Origin of the sequence: Streptococcus mitis (genome assembly GCF_009496205.1) — a bacterium.
Lineage (GTDB): Bacteria > Bacillota > Bacilli > Lactobacillales > Streptococcaceae > Streptococcus > Streptococcus mitis_BN.
Map to the genome: position 1 here is coordinate 32,258 of NZ_WIJO01000002.1, position 18,907 is coordinate 51,164.

Genomic DNA, 18,907 nt, shown 5'->3' on the forward strand with positions numbered 1-18,907 from the left:
ACTTGATTTGGTGAATCAAGTCTTTTTTCTCTCTTTTACTGCTATTTGTGATAAAATAGTATAGAACGATTTTTTACATGAATGATAAAACAGAGGTAAATATGACAATCGGTATTGATAAGATTGGTTTTGCGACCAGTCAATATGTCTTGAAATTACAAGACTTAGCAGAAGCGAGGGGAATTGACCCTGAAAAATTAAGCAAAGGACTCTTACTCAAGGAATTGAGTATTGCGCCCCTAACTGAGGATATCGTGACCTTGGCGGCCAGTGCAAGTGATTCTATTTTAACTGAGCAAGAAAGAGAAGAAATTGACATGGTCATTGTTGCTACCGAGTCAGGAATTGACCAGAGTAAAGCTGCGGCCGTCTTTGTGCATGGTTTGCTGGGCATCCAGCCTTTTGCTCGTAGTTTCGAGATTAAAGAAGCTTGCTATGGAGCGACAGCGGCCCTTCATTATGCCAAATTGCATGTGGAAAATTCTCCAGAGTCCAAGGTCTTGGTCATCGCAAGCGATATTGCCAAATATGGTATTGAAACTCCAGGAGAACCAACTCAGGGTGCTGGAAGTGTAGCTATGTTGATTACACAAAATCCACGCATTATGGCCTTTAATAATGACAATGTAGCTCAGACCCGTGACATCATGGATTTCTGGCGTCCAAATTACTCGACAACTCCTTATGTAAATGGTGTTTATTCTACCCAACAATATCTAGATAGTTTGAAAACGACTTGGCTCGAATATCAAAAACGCTACCAGCTTACTTTGGATGATTTTGCAGCTGTTTGTTTCCATTTGCCTTACCCTAAATTAGCCTTAAAAGGCTTGAAAAAAATCATGGATAAGAGCCTGTCTCAAGAGAAAAAAGACCTCTTGCAAAAGCATTTTGACCAGTCTATTCTCTACAGTCAAAAGGTGGGGAATATCTATACAGGTTCACTTTTCCTTGGACTTTTGTCTCTCTTGGAAAATACAGATAGCTTGAAGTCTGGGGATAAAATCGCCCTTTATAGTTACGGAAGTGGTGCCGTGGCTGAGTTCTTCAGTGGTGAATTGGTTGAAGGTTATGAAGCTTACCTCAATAAAGACCGCTTGAACAAGCTCAACCAACGAACTGCCCTGTCTGTCGCAGACTATGAAAAGGTCTTCTTTGAGGAAGTAGACTTGGATGAAACAAACTCTGCCCAGTTTTCTGGCTATGAAAATCAAGATTTTGCCTTGGTTGAAATTGTCGACCACCAACGCCGTTATAGCAAGGTTGAAAAATAATGAAGATAAGTTGGAATGGATTTTCTAAAAAATCATACCAAGAGCGCCTAGAGCTGTTAAAAGCTCAGGCGCTCCTTAGTCCTGAGAGACAAGTCAGTCTGGAGCAGGATGAACAGATTGGTGTGACTGTTGCAGACCAGCTGAGTGAGAATGTAGTGGGAACTTTTTCTCTCCCTTATTCTCTGGTTCCAGAGGTTCTTGTCAATGGGCAGGAATACACAGTTCCCTATGTGACAGAAGAACCGTCCGTGGTTGCTGCGGCCAGCTATGCCAGCAAAATCATCAAGCGAGCAGGCGGTTTTACTGCTCAAGTCCATGAGCGCCAGATGATTGGGCAGGTAGCCCTTTATCAAGTTGCTAATCCTGAACAAGCGCAAGAGAAGATTGCCAGCAAGAAGGCAGAGCTCTTGGAACTTGCCAATCAAGCTTATCCTTCTATCGTCAAACGTGGAGGTGGGGCGCGTGATCTACATGTAGAAAAGATTAAAGGCGAAACAGACTTTCTCGTTGTTTATCTTCATGTCGATACCCAAGAAGCCATGGGAGCTAATATGCTCAACACCATGCTGGAGGCCCTGAAACCAGTCTTGGAAGAACTCAGTCAGGGACAGAGTCTTATGGGAATCCTGTCTAATTACGCGACCGATTCTCTTGTTACTTCAAGTTGTCGTATCGCCTTTCGCTACTTGAGTCGTCAAAAGGATCAAGGACGAGAAATTGCGGAGAAAATAGCTTTGGCTAGCCAGTTTGCGCAGGCTGATCCTTACCGAGCCGCTACTCATAATAAAGGGATTTTTAACGGCATTGATGCCATTTTGATTGCCACTGGAAATGACTGGCGTGCCATTGAGGCTGGTGCCCATGCCTTTGCCAGTCGAGACGGGCACTATCAAGGTCTCAGTCAATGGAGGCTGGATCTTGAAAGAGAAGAATTGGCTGGTGAGATGACACTACCTATGCCTGTAGCGACTAAGGGTGGCTCTATCGGCCTCAATCCTCGTGTGGCCCTCAGTCATGAGCTACTGGGAAATCCTTCTGCCAAAGAATTAGCCCAGATTATCGTGTCTATCGGTCTCGCCCAAAACTTTGCGGCCCTGAAAGCCTTGGTCAGTACAGGAATTCAGCAGGGACATATGAAATTGCAGGCCAAATCTTTAGCTCTTCTTGCTGGGGCTAGTGAATCTGAAGTTGCTCCCCTAGTTGAGCGCCTCATCGCAGATAAAACCTTTAACCTAGAGATAGCCCAGCGCTATCTCGAAAATTTAAGATCATAAAAAAACTCAGACGAATCGGTCTGAGTTTTCTTGTACTTATACTCAATGAAAATCAAAAAGCAAACTAGGAAGCTAGCCGCAGGTTGCTCAAAACACCGTTTTGAGGTTGCAGATAAAACTAACGAAGTCAGTTACCTATACCTACGGCAAGGTGAAGCTGACGTGGTTTGAATTTGATTTTCGAAGAGTATTAAATACTTTTTCCAGGTAATAATGTAACAGGTAAAAAATAGCCTGTTGTGGCGACTTCCTTGCCTTCGATCTTCTGTAAGAGGAGGTCAACAGTGAGGCAGGCAATCTCTTGCAAAGGTTGCTTAATTGTTGTCAAATGAGGGTAGTAGTTCTCGATAAAATAGGTCCCATCGTAGCCGATGACCTTGAGCTCTTCAGGGACAGAAATGCCTAGTTCTTGGGCAATTTTAATGACTAGAATGGCAGTCAAATCATCCGAAGCAAAGATGGCATCAGGCTTTTGTCGGGTCAAGATATTCTTGATTTCCATTTCTTTTCTGACGGGAGAAAAGTCACTGGAAACATTGATAATAGGAGCTTTGGGGAGAACAGATGCAAAGCCAGCGTGACGTAGCCCAGTTGGCGAATTGGAATTGTCATTCCCTGTAATCATGATGATAGACTGGGCACCTGTCTTGACTAAGGTCTGGGCAGCAAGAACACCACCAGCGTAGTTGTCAGAGGAAACGACAGGAATGTCTGGCGATAGGTTTCGGTCGAAGGAAATAATCGGTGCTGTCACTCGATTGTAGTCTTCGATTCCCAGGTTGTGACTACCCGAAATGATGCCATCCACCTGATTGGCTTCCAACATTTCGATGTATTCGCGTTCCTTCTCAGAATCGTGCTCACTGTTGCAGATGATGGTCTTATAACCATTTTTGAAGAGTTGGTGTTCCAGCTTATCAATCAATTCTGCATAGAAAACGTTGGAAATATTGGGGAAAATCAAGCCGATTAACTTAGCCGATTTTCCTTGCAAACTACGAGCTAGGTTGTTGGGCTTATAGCCCAATTCCCGCATGGCTTCATTAACCTTTTGAATGGTTTTTTCAGATAGATAGCCTTTTTTATTGATAACCCGAGAAACGGTAGTAGGGCTGACGCCTGCAAGTTTGGCGACATCAGTTAGTTTTGCGACCATAATCTAATTCATAGTAAGTTCCAGTTGGGTTTCCAGATTTAATCAGGATACCATTTTGGTCCGCATGTGGGAAGACACGACCAGAAAATACTTTTTCTCCTTTATTGATGAAAATTTCAAAGACAGAGTTATCGATGAAGATCGTAGCAGTAGTAGGCTGATTATCGATAGGGCAAGAACGAGTAGTTCCAAATTCTTGGGCATACTGTTCACCAGCCTGGCTACGATCCACTGTCACTTGACCATTTACAAGGTCAAAGTTGATGGAAAGTCCCTTGCCTTCTTGATCAGCAAGTAAGACAATCTCGCTCTGGCTATTAGCTTCCAAGTTGAGTTCAAGTTCATAAGTGTTCTTGGTTTGGGCACGATTTGAGAAAGGTTCTTCAGAAGCACGAAGGTCCTTGATAGCTGCGACTGGGTATTGGTAGAGTTTGCCGTCTTTGATAGTGAGTTCCTTGACCAAAGAGAAGGTTCCTTGGTGGTCAAAACGGTCAGATGGATATGAAACATCAGGCAAGCCAAGCCAGCTAACAGCTAGAGCGCGTCCATCAGGAGCGTTGAAGGCTTGAGTTGCATAGGCTTCGAAACCATAGTCCATGTTTTGAAGTTGAGACACATCTACCATTTTGGCATTTTCAGGGTCAAAGGAAGCCCCAATCTTATACATATTTGGAAAGATATTATCGTAGTCTAGAACCTTCTTATCCAATCCTTGTGGGCAGTAGAGAAGGACAGGTTGTTCCTCTACAAAGACCAGATTTGGGCATTCCATCATGTAGGCAGTACGGTCGTTAGCAAAGTCAAGATCGCCAACAGCTTGCCAGTTTGTGTAGTCGTTGTCAACAGCCTTGTAGAGACGGACGAAGCCTTTTTTCTTCAAGTCCTGTCCACCAACGATAGCATAATATTGCCCCTTAAAGTTAAAAATTTGCGGGTCGCGGAAGTGGTCAGTAGAGTCTGCTGGTTGGTCAATCAAAATCTTGTCAATCTTTGTAATCTTGCCATCCTTGTCCATCAAAGCCCCAATCTGGTATGGGTGACGGATCCAGTTTTCATCACGAACATTTCCTGTATAAAATAGGAACAAGTTATCGCCAAACTGCATGGCAGAACCAGAGTAGGCACCATGGCTATCTAATGGAGTATCTGGTAAAACTTTGATTCCAGTTTCTCTAAAGTGAATCAAATCATCACTTTCTAGCTGTGCCCAAGATTTCAAACCGTGGGCTGCACCAAAAGGAAAATTCTGGTAAAAGAGGATCCACTTGCCATCAAAGTAAGAAAAGCCATTTGGGTCGTTGAGAAGTCCTGTTTTTGGCTCAACATGGTAATGAGTATGCCATGGAGATTGTGCCATATTTTCTTTTATATTTTGAATTTCTTCTTGCGTCCAATCTTGATAAAGTCTGTAACGACGCTCAGTAGTCCATTCCATTCATTCATTCCTCCAAAAATCTTATCACTTTTAATAGTAACCGTTTTCGATAAAAAATGCAAGCCTTTTATGTTAAAAAAGAGAAAAAACTGTTAAACGTTTATCATAAATTTAAAGCAGGAAATTAATCAACTTTTCAAGAAAATATGAAAGAAAATGAAACAAAATCCTTTTAAATAAGATTTTAAACTTATTTTTTAAGGAATGCCTGCTAAAACAGTCAAAATCAATCAATCTAAAGCAAGCTTACTAAGTGGATAGAATATTTTTTTCTGCAAAACGCTTGACATATTTCTAAAACATGATAAAATAATAGTCGTAAGGGCGGATAAAATCGCTTTCAAACAAGAACAAAATTTTATATAAGGAGATTTTTGCTATGGATTATAGTAAAGTTGCTGCCGAGGTCATTGAGGCTGTCGGTAAGGATAATCTTGTAGCTGCAGCCCACTGTGCAACTCGTCTTCGTTTGGTATTGAAAGACGAATCAAAAGTGAATCAAGCAGCTCTAGATAATAATGCGGATGTCAAGGGAACTTTTAGCACTAACGGACAATATCAAATTATCATTGGTCCTGGTGATGTTAACTTCGTGTATGCGGAAATCATCAAGAAAACTGGTTTGAAAGAAGTTTCGACAGATGATTTGAAAGAGATTGCTAATAAAGACAAAAAGTTCAATCCATTGATGGACTTGATTAAACTTTTGTCAGATATCTTTGTTCCTATTATCCCTGCCTTAGTTGCAGGTGGTCTCTTGATGGCTTTACGCAACTTCTTGACATCACCAGACTTGTTTGGACCTCAATCAATTGAAGATATGTATCCTGCTATCAAAGGCTTCTCAGCTATGATTCAATTGATGTCTGCTGCTCCATTTATGTTCCTCCCTGTTTTGGTTGGTATTTCAGCAGCCAAGCGCTTTGGAGCAAACCAATTCCTTGGTGCTGCAATTGGTATGATTATGACCACTCCAGATTTGGGTGGGAAAGAAGCCTTCTGGGACATCTTAGGTTTCCATGTTACACAAACAAACTATGCTTATCAAGTTATTCCAGTCCTTGTTGCAGTCTGGTTGTTAGCAAATTTGGAAAAATTCTTCCACAAGAAATTGCCATCTGCAGTTGACTTCACTTTCACACCGCTTTTATCAGTGATGCTTACAGGATTCCTTACCTTTACAGTTATCGGTCCTGTTATGTTGGTTGTGTCTGATGCGATTACAAATGCGATTGTATGGTTGTACAACACAACAGGTGCCTTTGGTATGGGGCTATTTGGTGGAACTTACTCACTAATCGTTATGACAGGTCTTCACCAATCATTCCCAGCAATCGAAACACAATTGTTGTCTGCTTACAATAATAACGGTACTGGATTTGGAGACTACATCTTTGTTGTTGCTTCAATGGCAAACGTAGCACAAGGTGCGGCTACTCTTGCAATCTACTTCTTGACAAAAAATGCTAAAACAAAAGGATTGTCAAGTTCAGCTGCTGTTTCTGCCTTCCTTGGTATTACAGAACCTGCTCTCTTTGGGGTAAACTTGAAATACAAATTCCCATTCTTCTGCGCCCTTGCTGGTTCAGCAATTGGTGCCTTCGTAGCAGGTTTAACTCACGTTATTGCAGTTTCATTGGGAGCGGCTGGATTTATTGGATTCCTTTCTATTAAGGCTGGTTCAATCCCTATGTATATAGTTGCGGAAATTATGTCCTTTGTTGCCGCCTTTGCTTTCACTTATTTCTACGGGAAAACAAAAGCAGCTAGTGTCTTTGCTGATGAAGCTGCTACAGCAACCGCAGAAACAGTTACTGAACCTACAGTAGAAGCACCAGTAGTGGAAGAGACTGATACTCTTCAAAATGAAACACTTGTAACTCCTATCGTCGGTGATGTTGTAGCTCTTGCTGATGTCAATGACCCAGTCTTCTCAAGCGGAGCTATGGGACAAGGTATCGCTGTGAAACCAAGTCAAGGTGTGGTTTATGCACCAGCTGATGCTGAAGTTTCAATTGCCTTTCCAACAGGACACGCTTTTGGTTTGAAAACAACTGATGGTGCTGAAGTTTTGATTCACGTTGGTATTGACACTGTGTCTATGAACGGTGACGGTTTTGAAGCAAAAGTTGCTCAAGGTGACAAGGTTAAAGCGGGCGATGTTCTTGGAACATTTGACTCAAACAAAATCGCTGCAGCTGGTCTTGATGATACAACAATGGTTATCGTTACAAATACAGCTGACTACGCTTCAGTAGCTCCAGTCGCAACAGGTTCAGTTGCGAAGGGAGATGCTGTGATCGAAGTGAAAATTTAATCAATCCTCTCTAATGTGAAAACGAACAAATGACATGTTTGTTCGTTTTTGCTTGAATGGTAAGATTTACAGAGGAAAATCTAAAAAATAGAGAAATTTAGACTTTCGAAATATGCTATAATAAAGAAAATAAAAACAAGAGGTTTATCATGACAAAATTATATGGAAGCTTGGAAGCGGGCGGTACAAAGTTTGTCTGTGCTGTCGGTGATGAAAACTTTAACGTTGTAGAAAAAACACAATTTCCAACAACAACTCCAATCGAAACAATCGATAAAACCATTGAGTTCTTCTCGAAATTCGATAATCTTGCTGGTCTTGCAGTTGGTTCATTTGGTCCGATTGATATTGATAAAAACTCAAAAACTTATGGCTTTATCACAACGACTCCAAAACCAAACTGGGCAAATGTGGACTTGCTTGGTGCCCTTCGTCGCGCCCTCGACGTGCCAATGTACTTCACAACAGACGTAAACAGCTCTGCTTATGGTGAAGTGGTTGCCCGTAACAATGCTGGTGGTCGTATCGAAAACTTGGTTTACTACACAATCGGTACAGGTATCGGTGCAGGTGTCATCCAACGTGGTGAGTTTATCGGCGGTGTGGGTCACCCTGAGATGGGCCATTACTATGTGGCTAGACACCCAATGGATATTGAAAAAGAGTTTAAGGGTGTTTGTCCTTTCCATAAGGGATGTTTGGAAGGCTATGCAGCTGGTCCAAGTTTGGAAGCTCGTACAGGTGTTCGTGGGGAAAATATTGAACTCAACAACCCTGTTTGGGATGTTCAAGCCTACTATATCGCTCAAGCTGCGGTTGATGCGACAGTGACTTTCCGACCAGACGTGATTGTCTTTGGTGGAGGGGTCATGGCTCAACAACATATGCTGGACCGTGTCCGTGAGAAATTTACAGCTCTTCTCAATGGTTACCTACCAGTACCTGATGTGCGTGACTACATCGTGACGCCAGCAGTAGCAGGAAATGGTTCTGCTACTCTTGGAAACTTTGTCCTTGCAAAAGAAGTTTCAAAATAAAGCACAAAATCCGCTTGGGAAACCAAACGGATTTTTTACGTGTCAAAGCATTTGCCAGAAAAAGTCAATAATATAGGTCAGACCGTAGGTATAAACCACGAGAGTAAAGGGCTTGGTCAGAATGATGATGGTCATATAGCGCTTGAAACTCATCTTGGTCAGGGCAGCCAGCATACAGAGAAAGTCAGCTGGACTAATGGGCCAAATCATCATAAAGATAAAGAAACGGTCAAAACGATTGCCCTTATCCAACCAACCGATATACTTGTCATAGGTACGCTTGCTGACGACGGACTGGACAAAAGCAGCTCCGTAGAGGCGCACTAGATAAAAGATAATGGCACAGCCAATCACGATACCGATATAGTTATAGATAGTTCCGATGATATGGCCGTAGATAAAGACGCCAGCCACCGAGGTCAAGGCCCCAGGAATGATAGGGACGACCGTTTGTAAAATCTGTAAAAAGATAAAGAGAGGTGGCCCCCAGATACCTGCCTGCTGGATAAAGGCAGAGAGGGTTTCCTTAGACTGTAAAATCCCAGCCTGATAAGCCCAAATACAGAAAATCAAACTCCCAACTCCACCGACAATCGATGAGATATTGATAACTTGCTGTAAAAGGGGAGAAACTGCTTTCATTTGTTTATCCTGTGACATGTAAACTCCTCATAGATAGTATAACTCTACTATACCATATTTTGGAGGAGAAAGGGGGAATGATTGCTTTTACAATGGGAAGAGTGATGGAATTTGAGGCTAAACATGCTATAATAAAGGGAGCAGACAAGTAGCAAAGGAGAGAGTATGATACAGGTAAAACCAGAACTGGAGATAGAAAAACACCTGATCAACCAACTGGTGACTGGGGAAAGTCAATGGACTTACAGAGATGACCTTAAAACTGAAGAGCAATTATGGGAAAACTTCTTTGAAAAGCTAGCCCAGAACAATGTGGCTCTATTGGCAGATCATCCCCTGACAGAACAGGAAAAACGCCAGATTCAGAACCAACTGAACTTTGTTAGCTACTATGATGCAGCCAAGTGGTTGGTCGGCGAAAATGGCATTGCCAAGGTTGAGGTTCAGAGAGAAGATGCTAGTTTGGGGACTATCCGTTTATCTGTCATTTGGCGAGACAATATCGCAGCTGGTAAGTCTAGTTATGAGGTTGTCAACCAAGTCGAGAGAGACAAAGTAAATCCTCAGGATCAAGATCGCAGGCTAGACGTGACCCTCCTGATTAATGGCCTTCCAATGATTCAGATTGAGCTTAAAAGTCCCCGAGTTGCTTTTTTAGATGCCTTTCATCAAATTAAGAAGTATGATAGGGAAGGCAAGTTCCGTGGCATCTACTCTAGCTTACAGATGTTTGTTGTGACCAATAAGGTAGACACACGCTATATCGCTGCAGCTAGGGAAAATAAACTCAACAAGCAATTTCTAACCAAGTGGGTGGATAAGGACAACCAACCCATAACGAGCTTGACGAGTTTTGCTCACGAGGTTCTTTCTATCCCTCGTGCCCACCAGATGGTTATGCAGTATTCTGTCCTTGATGATAGCAAGAAGGCTCTCATCCTCCTGCGTCCTTACCAGATCCATGCAATCGAAGCAGTGCAAGAAGCCTCTCGCCAGCAAGCATCAGGCTATGTTTGGCATACGACAGGTTCAGGGAAGACCTTGACCTCCTATAAGGTGGCTAGAAATCTCCTTCAAATCCCTTCTATCCAAAAGACGATTTTTGCCGTTGATCGCAGGGACTTGGACCAACAGACCACATCATCCTTCCTCTCTTATGCGACCAATGATGTCATCGATATCGATGAGACGGACAATACACATGATTTGGTCAAGCGACTAGGTAGTAATGATAAGCGTGTCGTGGTGACCACTATCCAGAAAATCACCACCATGATGCGTAAGTTTGAGCAAGGTCTTTACCAGCGTGATGCTGACAAAATCAAGGGTCTCCGAGTGGCCTTTGTCGTGGATGAATGCCACCGTGCCGTAACACCTCAAACACAAAAAGATATTAAGGCCTTTTTCCCACAGTCTCTATGGTATGGTTTTACAGGTACACCTATCTTTAAGGAAAATAAACGCCAGCAAGTCGGCGACCTAGCCCAAACCACCCAGCAACAGTACGGAGACCGTCTCCATGAGTATACAGTCAAGGAAGCCATCCATGATGGAGCAGTTTTAGGCTTTAAGGTAGATTATCGCAATACCCTCATCACGGATAAATCTGAAAATGACATACCAGATACCGTGTATGAGGATGAGGAACATATGCTGGAAGTCTTGGATGCCATTATCAATAAATCCCGTCAACAGCTAGGATTCCAAAAAGGAGTGGGTAAGACCTATAATGCTATCCTGACCGTCAAGTCAATCCCTCAAGCCCAAGCTTATTATGACCTCCTCAAACGAGTTAAAGCTGGGAAGATGAGAGTCAAGGTATCTGAGAGGGTCAAGCAGGTCCTTCCAGACTTTCCAAAGGTGACCATCACCTACTCGGTTACTGAAAATGAAGAAGACTCAAGAGCTAACCAAGAGCACATGAAGCAGGTTTTAGAAGACTATAACCAAGAGTTTGATACCCACTTTACCATGGCGGATCTTCGTGGCTTTAATACGGATGTTAATAACCGTCTAGCTCGAAAACAGGACAAATACCTCTATCGCAATGAGCAGTTGGACTTGGTTATCGTGGTCAATCGTCTCTTAACGGGATTTGATGCTCCTTGTTTGTCGACTCTCTTTATCGACCGCAAACCCATGCAACCGCAGGACTTGATTCAGGCTTTTAGCCGAACCAACCGTATTTTTGATAGCAGTAAGACCTACGGTCATATCATCACCTTCCAAAAGCCTCTAGCCTTTAAGGAAGCAGTGGATAATGCCCTCAAACTCTACTCGAATGGTGGAGAAAACGAGGTTCTAGCTCCAAGCTGGGAAGAGGAGAAGAGAAACTTTTTGCGGAGTTGCAGTGATTTTAAAAACCTTGCTACTGATGACTATGTGAACGGTCTAGATCTCGAGCAAGTCTCTACGCCTGAGTTGAGGAAACTAGCTAAAACCTATCAATCCTTTGATAAATACCTAGCCTCTATCCGAGTGTATAAAGAGTATGATGAGGAAGAGCTTTACAGTCAGACAGGACTTGATGGAGAAAAGTTGGAAAGGTATCTGGGTCTTTATCGAAATGTCCTTGCTGAATTAAAAAGCCGAGTAGAGGATGATGACGACGGTGAACCACTTGATATCCACTATGAACTGGAGTCTATCCAAGTGGATGAGATCAACTATGCCTATATCTTGACATTGATCCAAAGCCTGATTGAACAAGGTCAAAGTCAAGAAAAGAACCTAAGCGCTCAAGATAGGGGAGCCGTGGATAACTATATTCAGAGTCTTGAGAAGACCAATCCAAATCTTGCCCAGATCATCACTGAACTGTGGAGAGAGGTACAAGAACATCCAGAAAGCTATCGTGGTCAGTCTATCGCAAATATCTTGGATCAGATGATAGAGGCTGTCATCCAGCAACATATCCAAGTCTTTAGTAAGCGCTGGTATGTCGGAGAGGATGAACTCCGTTACTATGTCGAACATTACCGTAAGGGAGCTAAAAAACAACTAGGAGAAAGCCAGCTGACTAAGAGCCAGCGCTATCAGGACTATAAGCTAGAGGTGGCGGATGCCCTTAATCCTCTCCTCTATAAAAAACAAATCAAGGAAGCCTATACCCAGCTGATCGAAGAAGTGATTGAGCCGCTTAGGGTTGGAAGGTAATTAAGTGTAATTAAAATTTAAAGGAGAGTAAAATGACTGCTGAAATCGCTATTTTAAATAAGAGTGGAATTGTTTTGGCTGCAGATAGTGCTGTGACTATTTCAAATAATTTAGGTAATGCTAAAGCATACAATGCAGCAAATAAATTATTTTCTTGTGGGGGGAATAAAAATATTGCATTTATGATTTACGGGAATGCAGAGTATATGGAAATTCCCTGGGAAATTATTTTTAAAGAGTTTAGGAGTGAAACACAAATAATTGACTTTAGGGATTTAGAAGAATGTGCTACAAGTTTTTTTGCATTTTTAAAAAAAGAGCAATTTAATGATTGTCATATTTCTAAAAATATAATTATAAGTACTTTTTATAGAACGTTAAATTATATTACAAATGTAGCATCTGATTTTATTAATGAGGAGCAAGCTAAGAGTAATAATCATGAAATTGAAGATGAAAAAATAATAGAAATATTAAAAAATGTAATTTTACTTGTTAGAAAAAATAATATTGATAGAAAAGGAATAGATTTTGAGATAACAGTAGAAGATTTTATATCAGAGTTTTTTGATTTTATAGATAAGGATTTAAAAAATTTTTTCAAACTTGACATAAGTGAAATTTTCAATGATTTAGTTACATTATTATACGAATTGGTGATTTATAAAAATTCATTTGATAATTCTTCTGGAATAGTATTTGCTGGATATGGAAGTAACGATCTATTTCCATCGTTGTATTCTTATGAAGTTGATTATTCTTTTAATGGAAAACTGAAGTACACATCACAAGAAAAAGTAAATATTACTGTAAATGGTTGCAGTGCTTCAATAACACCTTTTGCTCAGTCTGACATGGTTTTAACGATTTTAAAAGGTATGGATCCATCCATTGAAAGTGAAATTATTGATAAGATTTCAGCATCTGAATTGACGGATAATCAAAAGGATGATATCATAGAAAGTGTAGCAAATTTTCAAAAAGAAAATTTTATAGATCCAATATTAAATATTGTTAGTATGCTGTCGGTTTCAGAGTTGGCAAATATGGCAGAAACACTAGTTAATTTAACATCCTTTAAACGTCATATTACGGACTCTTTAGAAACGGTAGGTGGTCCAGTTGATGTTTTAGTTATAACCAGGGGTGATGGACCTATATGGATAAATCGAAAAGAATATTTTGACTTGCAAAAAAATATAGATTATCAATTGAGGAAGAGAGATATTCGTGATGGTAGGAATTAGTTCTTTTAATATAAAAATAAATGATATATCTGAAAAAAGTTCTAGGATATCTATGGTTAATAGAAAGTCTAATAGTACAATTGAGGATACATATTCTGAATCTAAGTTTCTTCGGAATGAATTAAGCATACTGGATTTTAAAAAATATATGATTAAAAATGAAAATAAAAAATAATGTACTTTCTTCTTATAGTATAATATAGGGATTTGGATTAATAAAAGATATGCACCAACATTAATTTGTGGTGCTTTTAGTTTAGTTAGAGGGAGTGTAGTGATATTGAAAAAAGGTAGGTATAGATATAATGGGTTCTATGAAAATTGGAAATCAGTTAAACTAGGTAATTTTGTAGATGTCAATCCTAAATCATTTCTACCTAGGAAGTTTAAGTATGTAGATTTAGAATCAGTTGTTGGGACGAAGTTAATCTCCTTTAGAGAGGAAATTAGAGAAAGTGCACCATCACGTGCTCAACGTGTTGCACAAAAAGGAGATGTTTTTTTTCAAACTGTTCGACCATACCAAAAGAATAACTATTTATTTGATTTAAATGAAGATAATTATGTTTTTTCTACTGGATATGCTCAATTACGTCCAAAAGTTGATAGTGCTTTTCTTCTTGCTAGATTACAAGAAGAAGGTTTTGTAAATAAGGTAATAGAAAGGTGTACAGGTACTAGTTATCCAGCAATCAATTCGAAAGATTTATCAAGAATTTCTATCACAATTCCGGAGCATTTTGAAGAACAATCCGCCATCGGTACTCTTTTCCGTACCCTCGACGATCTTCTTGCAAGCTACAAGGATAATCTCACCAACTACCAATCTCTCAAGGCGACCATGCTCTCCAAGATGTTTCCAAAAGCTGGACAGACAGTTCCAGAGATTCGTTTAGATGGATTTGAAGGTGAATGGGAACTAATCAAGTTAGGCGAAGTTTGTGATTTAATTACAAAGGGAACAACGGCAAAATCTCAATCAGAACAAGGAAAGGTAAATTTTATCAAAGTTGAAAACTTGAAAGATAACGAAATCTATTCTGTTGTTAAGATTTCAGAGGAAGAACATTTGGGAAGTTTGAAGAGATCTATTTTGTTTGAAGGAGATATATTATTTTCGATTGCGGGTACTCTTGGTAGAACTGCAATCGTGAGAAATAATGTTCTTCCGGCTAATACAAATCAAGCTCTTGCAATTATTAGAGGATATAAATTAGATGCTTATTTTTTATTAGTAGTATTATCTGGAGAAGTTGTGAAAGATTATATACGAAAAAATCCAACAGTAGGTGCACAGCCAAATTTGTCCTTAGAACAAGTTTCATCTTTGAAAATACAAGCTCCTTCCATTGAAGAACAACGCGCTATCGGCCTCTATTTCTCTAACCTCGATAACCTCATCAACTCTTACCAAGAAAAAATTTCTCAGCTTGAGACTTTGAAAAAGAAACTTTTGCAGGATATGTTTATATAGGAGATTAATTTTGGGTAATGAAGAATTATTAAACACAGTAAATTCACTAACTAATACTTATTATGCTGCTCTAGGTTTTGTTGCGACTGTAATATTAGGAATTCTGGCATTTGTATTTTGGGATAGAGTAAATTTTAAAAAATCTCTTGAAAAAGAATTTAAAACTATTTTAAAAGAAGAACTTAAGAATCAAAAGTTTGAAATAGATTATTACTATTTGAAGTATTTGCCATTCATTAAAAAATTAGAAACACGCTATAAGGGTATGGGGATTAAAAAAGGTGGAATGATACGACCTTTTCTGAAATATTGTGATGAACCATTGAATGAGATGATAGCCTTGTATAATCGTTGTGTAAATACGTCTTTTCAACCATTTTTCGAAAGTTATTCAAGATATTATTACGATATCTGTTACAATATAATAGAAGACACAAGAGAATTTGCAACTTATAGATTAGATACGTTAACAGAAATGGAGCTAAACGCTATAGTAAAAGTGAATAAGTATATACCACAATTGAATTATATATTTACAAAATATGATTATTTAGAGTTTAAAGCAATTGTATTGGATAAAACTAATTAAACTATTTTTATGTATTGTTGAAACGATTAAGGATAGAAAGAAACATTATGGAAACAACACAAACGTCCCAGTCGCTCTACCAAGCCCTGTGGAACTCAGCGGATGTTCTCCGCTCTAAGATGGATTCCAACGACTATAAGTCCTATCTCTTGGGGATGGTCTTTTATAAGTACCTGTCAGATAAGATGCTCTTTTTCGTGTCGGAGACTATGGAGGAGGGGAGTGAGAGTCTAGAGGCTGCCCTTGAGGTCTATCGTAACTACTATGAGGATGCGGACACCCACGAGGATCTTCTTGCAGTCATGAAGGACGAACTCAACTATAGTATCAAGCCTGAGTTGACCTTTACGGCTCTTGTAGCACGTGTTAATGAGGGGACTTTCCAGTTGGAAGACTTGGCTCAGGGTTTTCGTGATATCGAGCAGAGTGACGAACTTTATGAAAACCTCTTTGAAGATATTGACCTCTATTCCAAAAAGCTAGGGGCGACTCCGCAAAAGCAAAACCAAACGGTGGCGGCGGTCATGAAAGAGCTGGCTGTGCTAGATGTGGCTGGTCATGCTGGTGATATGCTGGGGGATGCCTATGAGTATCTGATCGGTCAGTTTGCGACTGACTCGGGCAAGAAGGCTGGTGAGTTCTATACACCTCAGCCTGTTGCCAAACTCATGACTCAGATTGCCTTTTTAGGTCGTGAGGACCAGCTAGGCTTTACCATCTATGATGCGACTATGGGTTCTGGCTCTCTCTTGCTCAATGCCAAGAAATACTCTCACAAGCCACAGACAGTGGTCTACTTTGGTCAGGAACTCAATACCTCGACCTATAACTTGGCTCGGATGAACATGATTCTACATGGTGTTCCTGTTGAGAATCAATTCCTCCACAATGCTGATACCTTGGATGAAGACTGGCCGACTCAAGAGCCGACCAACTTTGACGGTGTTCTCATGAACCCTCCCTACTCTGCTAAGTGGTCAGCAAGCTCTGGCTTTATGGCTGATCCTCGTTTCTCTCCTTTTGGGAAACTGGCGCCCCAGTCCAAGGCTGACTTTGCCTTTCTCTTGCATGGTTACTACCATCTCAAGCAGGATAATGGTGTTATGGCTATCGTTCTTCCCCACGGTGTTCTTTTCCGTGGAAATGCGGAGGGAACCATTCGCAAGGCTTTGTTAGAAGAAGGAGCCATTGATACGGTTATCGGTCTACCTGCTAATATCTTCTTTAACACCAGCATTCCGACCACGGTTATCATTCTCAAAAAGAACCGTACCAACCGTGATGTCTACTTTATCGATGCCTCTAAGGAGTTTGATAAGGGCAAAAATCAGAATATCATGACGGATGCTCATATCGAGAAGATTCTGGAAGCCTACAAGTCACGTGAGGAAATTGACAAGTTTGCCCATCTGGCAAGTTATGAAGAAATCGTCGAAAACGACTATAACCTCAATATCCCTCGTTACGTAGATACCTTTGAGGAAGAAGAAGTCGAGCCACTGACAGATATCGTCAGCAAGATCAACACGACAAATCAAGCAATCCAAAACCAAACCGCTTCCCTACTCGAAATGCTCGGTCAACTCCACGGAACCACACCAGAAGCCGATGCTGAACTCAAAAAGTTTTTGAAAGAGTTTAAAGGGTGATGGGGGAAGGAGTTAGATACGTCAATCCGATTTGAAAAACCAGCCAAATTAACTTTTGGCTGGTTTTTGTTTTCTAAAGATGGTATAATTAAATTACCTATTAGGTAATTTAATTTGAACAGAAAGGGACATATGAAGCTTATCTATACAAACAAAACTGTTAAAAAGCAGTGCACAGAGCTGAGACAGGCGAAAAAAGATTTTTCGGATAAGATTGCTGTAAAATTGCATCAGTTGATCAACTTTTTGGAAGTGGCGGATTCTTTGGCTAGTGTGACAGCTTTTCCTAAATATCACTTTCACCAACTTAAGGGAAAGAGACAGGGACAGTTTGCTTTAGATATAGATGGTCGAAAGAGTTCCTATCGGTTGATTGTGGAATTTCGTGAGGAGGATTTAGAAAAGGTGTTTCCAAGTCCTGTTGAAATCGAAATCCTAAAAATAGAGGAGGTCAGCAATCACTATGAGTAATAAAATTGTTGAATACAAAGACCTGATTGCTTTTCATCCAGGTCAGTACGTTGAAGAGTTGATTGAAGATTATAACGTAACGCAGAAAGAATTTGCGGAGCGTTTGGGAGTTTCGGCAAAGACTATCAGCAAGCTGGTCAATGCAGAGGAGTCCATTAGTAAGGAAACGGCTCATAAGTTAGCCAAGCTAAGCGGAGTTTCCATGCAAACCTGGCTTAATCTTCAGAATGCTTATGATGTAAAAGTTGCAGAGATTGTAGAACAAAAAGAGCTAGAAGAAGGTAGCGAGAAAGAAATCTGTGAGATGATTGATTTCAAGTATTTTAAGGAAGAAGGCTACGTTACAGACAAACGCTATAGCTTGAAGGAAAAGATTATCGAGCTTCGCAAGATTCTAGGGGTGGCAAGTTTAGAAAACCTTACATCTTTTAACCATTTAGTCAGCTATCGGAATACGCGTGAGTTTACAACTAAAAGTATAGTAAACTCTAATATCATGCTGGAGTTGGCATCTAAAAAAGCACGTGATAAAACGACAACTAAGTTAAATCGCAGAAAGCTAGAGAGAAGCCTGCCTGTGTTGAGAAAGTTGACAAGACAAAATCCAGAAGTTTTCCCTCAATGCTTGTATGATATCTTGCTAGACTGTGGTGTGGTCCTAGTCGGTCTACCTGCTTTGCCAAATGCCAATCTAAATGGAGCGACTAAAAAATTCAGTAATGGTAGTGCCTTGCTTTTACTTACGGATCGTAACAAAGCGTCAGATATTTTCTGGTTCTCACTATTCCATGAGATTGGGCACATTCTGGAAAATGATTTTTCATCTGATGAAGGAAACAGTGAGTCCTATCTTCGTTCTGAGGAACAGGCAGACCAGTTTGCAAAAGATTTCTTGATTAGACCAGAATATTATCAATCTTTTGTAGAAAAAGGAAACTTTGATAAGACAGATATCCTTCGATTTTCTGAGGAGATAGATATTCATCCTAGTGTCGTTTTGGGCAGATTACAAAATGAGGGTATTCTAGGTTTTGACCGTTTCCGAGAACTAAAAGAGAATTATTACTTTGTTTCCTAAGTGTCAGGAAATTTTTAGAAGAAGAAAAAAGATTCATACATTCAGTCATGTGAAGTCATTAATTCGCTCATTTTTAAGATAAAACTTTGTTTCCATATTTCCTGGAAA

The 18,907-nt window shown here is 40.3% G+C and carries 14 protein-coding genes; 11 read left to right on the forward strand and 3 right to left on the reverse strand.

The window, feature by feature from the left end; genetic code table 11:
- Positions 1 to 101 precede the first annotated feature (101 nt).
- Both GEZ85_RS00640 and GEZ85_RS00645 read left to right on the forward strand, forming a co-directional pair.
- Entirely contained in the window at positions 102 to 1,274 is a 1,173-nt protein-coding gene (locus tag GEZ85_RS00640) for a hydroxymethylglutaryl-CoA synthase (protein WP_194251493.1), read from the forward strand.
- The gene (locus tag GEZ85_RS00645) at positions 1,274 to 2,548 is read left to right on the forward strand and encodes a hydroxymethylglutaryl-CoA reductase, degradative (RefSeq protein WP_153208859.1); all 1,275 of its coding nucleotides are present in this window, start codon (positions 1,274 to 1,276) and stop codon (positions 2,546 to 2,548) included. The genes GEZ85_RS00640 and GEZ85_RS00645 overlap by 1 nt, the downstream gene beginning before the upstream one ends.
- Positions 2,549 to 2,738: 190 nt before the next feature.
- On the opposite strand, the gene GEZ85_RS00650 is transcribed toward GEZ85_RS00645, so the two are convergent.
- On the reverse strand, positions 2,739 to 3,704 hold the full coding sequence (locus GEZ85_RS00650) for a LacI family DNA-binding transcriptional regulator (protein WP_000226006.1): 966 nt from the start codon (positions 3,702 to 3,704) through the stop codon (positions 2,739 to 2,741).
- Entirely contained in the window at positions 3,685 to 5,139 is a 1,455-nt protein-coding gene (locus GEZ85_RS00655) for a sucrose-6-phosphate hydrolase (protein WP_153208861.1), read from the reverse strand. The genes GEZ85_RS00650 and GEZ85_RS00655 overlap by 20 nt, the downstream gene beginning before the upstream one ends.
- Positions 5,140 to 5,518: 379 nt before the next feature.
- Here GEZ85_RS00655 and GEZ85_RS00660 point away from each other — a divergent pair, with 379 nt between their 5' ends.
- Entirely contained in the window at positions 5,519 to 7,456 is a 1,938-nt protein-coding gene (locus tag GEZ85_RS00660) for a sucrose-specific PTS transporter subunit IIBC (protein WP_153208925.1), read from the forward strand.
- Positions 7,457 to 7,605: 149 nt separating this feature from the next.
- Positions 7,606 to 8,493 (forward strand): fructokinase ScrK, encoded by an 888-nt coding sequence (gene scrK / locus GEZ85_RS00665; RefSeq protein ID WP_153208863.1) that lies wholly within the window; start codon positions 7,606 to 7,608, stop codon positions 8,491 to 8,493.
- Between the two features lie 42 nt (positions 8,494 to 8,535).
- Here scrK and GEZ85_RS00670 read toward each other — a convergent pair whose 3' ends face one another.
- Positions 8,536 to 9,153: a TVP38/TMEM64 family protein gene (locus GEZ85_RS00670; protein ID WP_000076168.1), complete on the reverse strand. Its 618-nt coding sequence runs from the start codon at positions 9,151 to 9,153 to the stop codon at positions 8,536 to 8,538.
- Positions 9,154 to 9,300: 147 nt separating this feature from the next.
- Here GEZ85_RS00670 and GEZ85_RS00675 point away from each other — a divergent pair, with 147 nt between their 5' ends.
- From GEZ85_RS00675 to GEZ85_RS00705, 7 genes are all read left to right on the forward strand, one after another.
- Positions 9,301 to 12,291, forward strand: a complete 2,991-nt coding sequence (locus GEZ85_RS00675; RefSeq protein ID WP_153208866.1) for a type I restriction endonuclease subunit R — start codon at positions 9,301 to 9,303, stop codon at positions 12,289 to 12,291.
- A gap of 32 nt (positions 12,292 to 12,323) precedes the next feature.
- Positions 12,324 to 13,538, forward strand: coding sequence for a hypothetical protein (locus tag GEZ85_RS00680; RefSeq protein WP_153199150.1), 1,215 nt, complete (start codon positions 12,324 to 12,326; stop codon positions 13,536 to 13,538).
- Positions 13,539 to 13,818: 280 nt separating this feature from the next.
- Positions 13,819 to 15,012, forward strand: coding sequence for a restriction endonuclease subunit S (locus GEZ85_RS00685; RefSeq protein ID WP_153208868.1), 1,194 nt, complete (start codon positions 13,819 to 13,821; stop codon positions 15,010 to 15,012).
- A gap of 10 nt (positions 15,013 to 15,022) precedes the next feature.
- Positions 15,023 to 15,601: a hypothetical protein gene (locus GEZ85_RS00690; RefSeq protein ID WP_153208870.1), complete on the forward strand. Its 579-nt coding sequence runs from the start codon at positions 15,023 to 15,025 to the stop codon at positions 15,599 to 15,601.
- 47 nt (positions 15,602 to 15,648) lie between these two features.
- Positions 15,649 to 17,250 (forward strand): type I restriction-modification system subunit M, encoded by a 1,602-nt coding sequence (locus GEZ85_RS00695; RefSeq protein WP_153208872.1) that lies wholly within the window; start codon positions 15,649 to 15,651, stop codon positions 17,248 to 17,250.
- A gap of 132 nt (positions 17,251 to 17,382) precedes the next feature.
- On the forward strand, positions 17,383 to 17,721 hold the full coding sequence (locus tag GEZ85_RS00700; protein ID WP_153208873.1) for a type II toxin-antitoxin system RelE/ParE family toxin: 339 nt from the start codon (positions 17,383 to 17,385) through the stop codon (positions 17,719 to 17,721).
- Positions 17,714 to 18,799 (forward strand): HigA family addiction module antitoxin, encoded by a 1,086-nt coding sequence (locus GEZ85_RS00705; RefSeq protein WP_153208875.1) that lies wholly within the window; start codon positions 17,714 to 17,716, stop codon positions 18,797 to 18,799. The genes GEZ85_RS00700 and GEZ85_RS00705 overlap by 8 nt, the downstream gene beginning before the upstream one ends.
- Positions 18,800 to 18,907 lie beyond the last annotated feature (108 nt).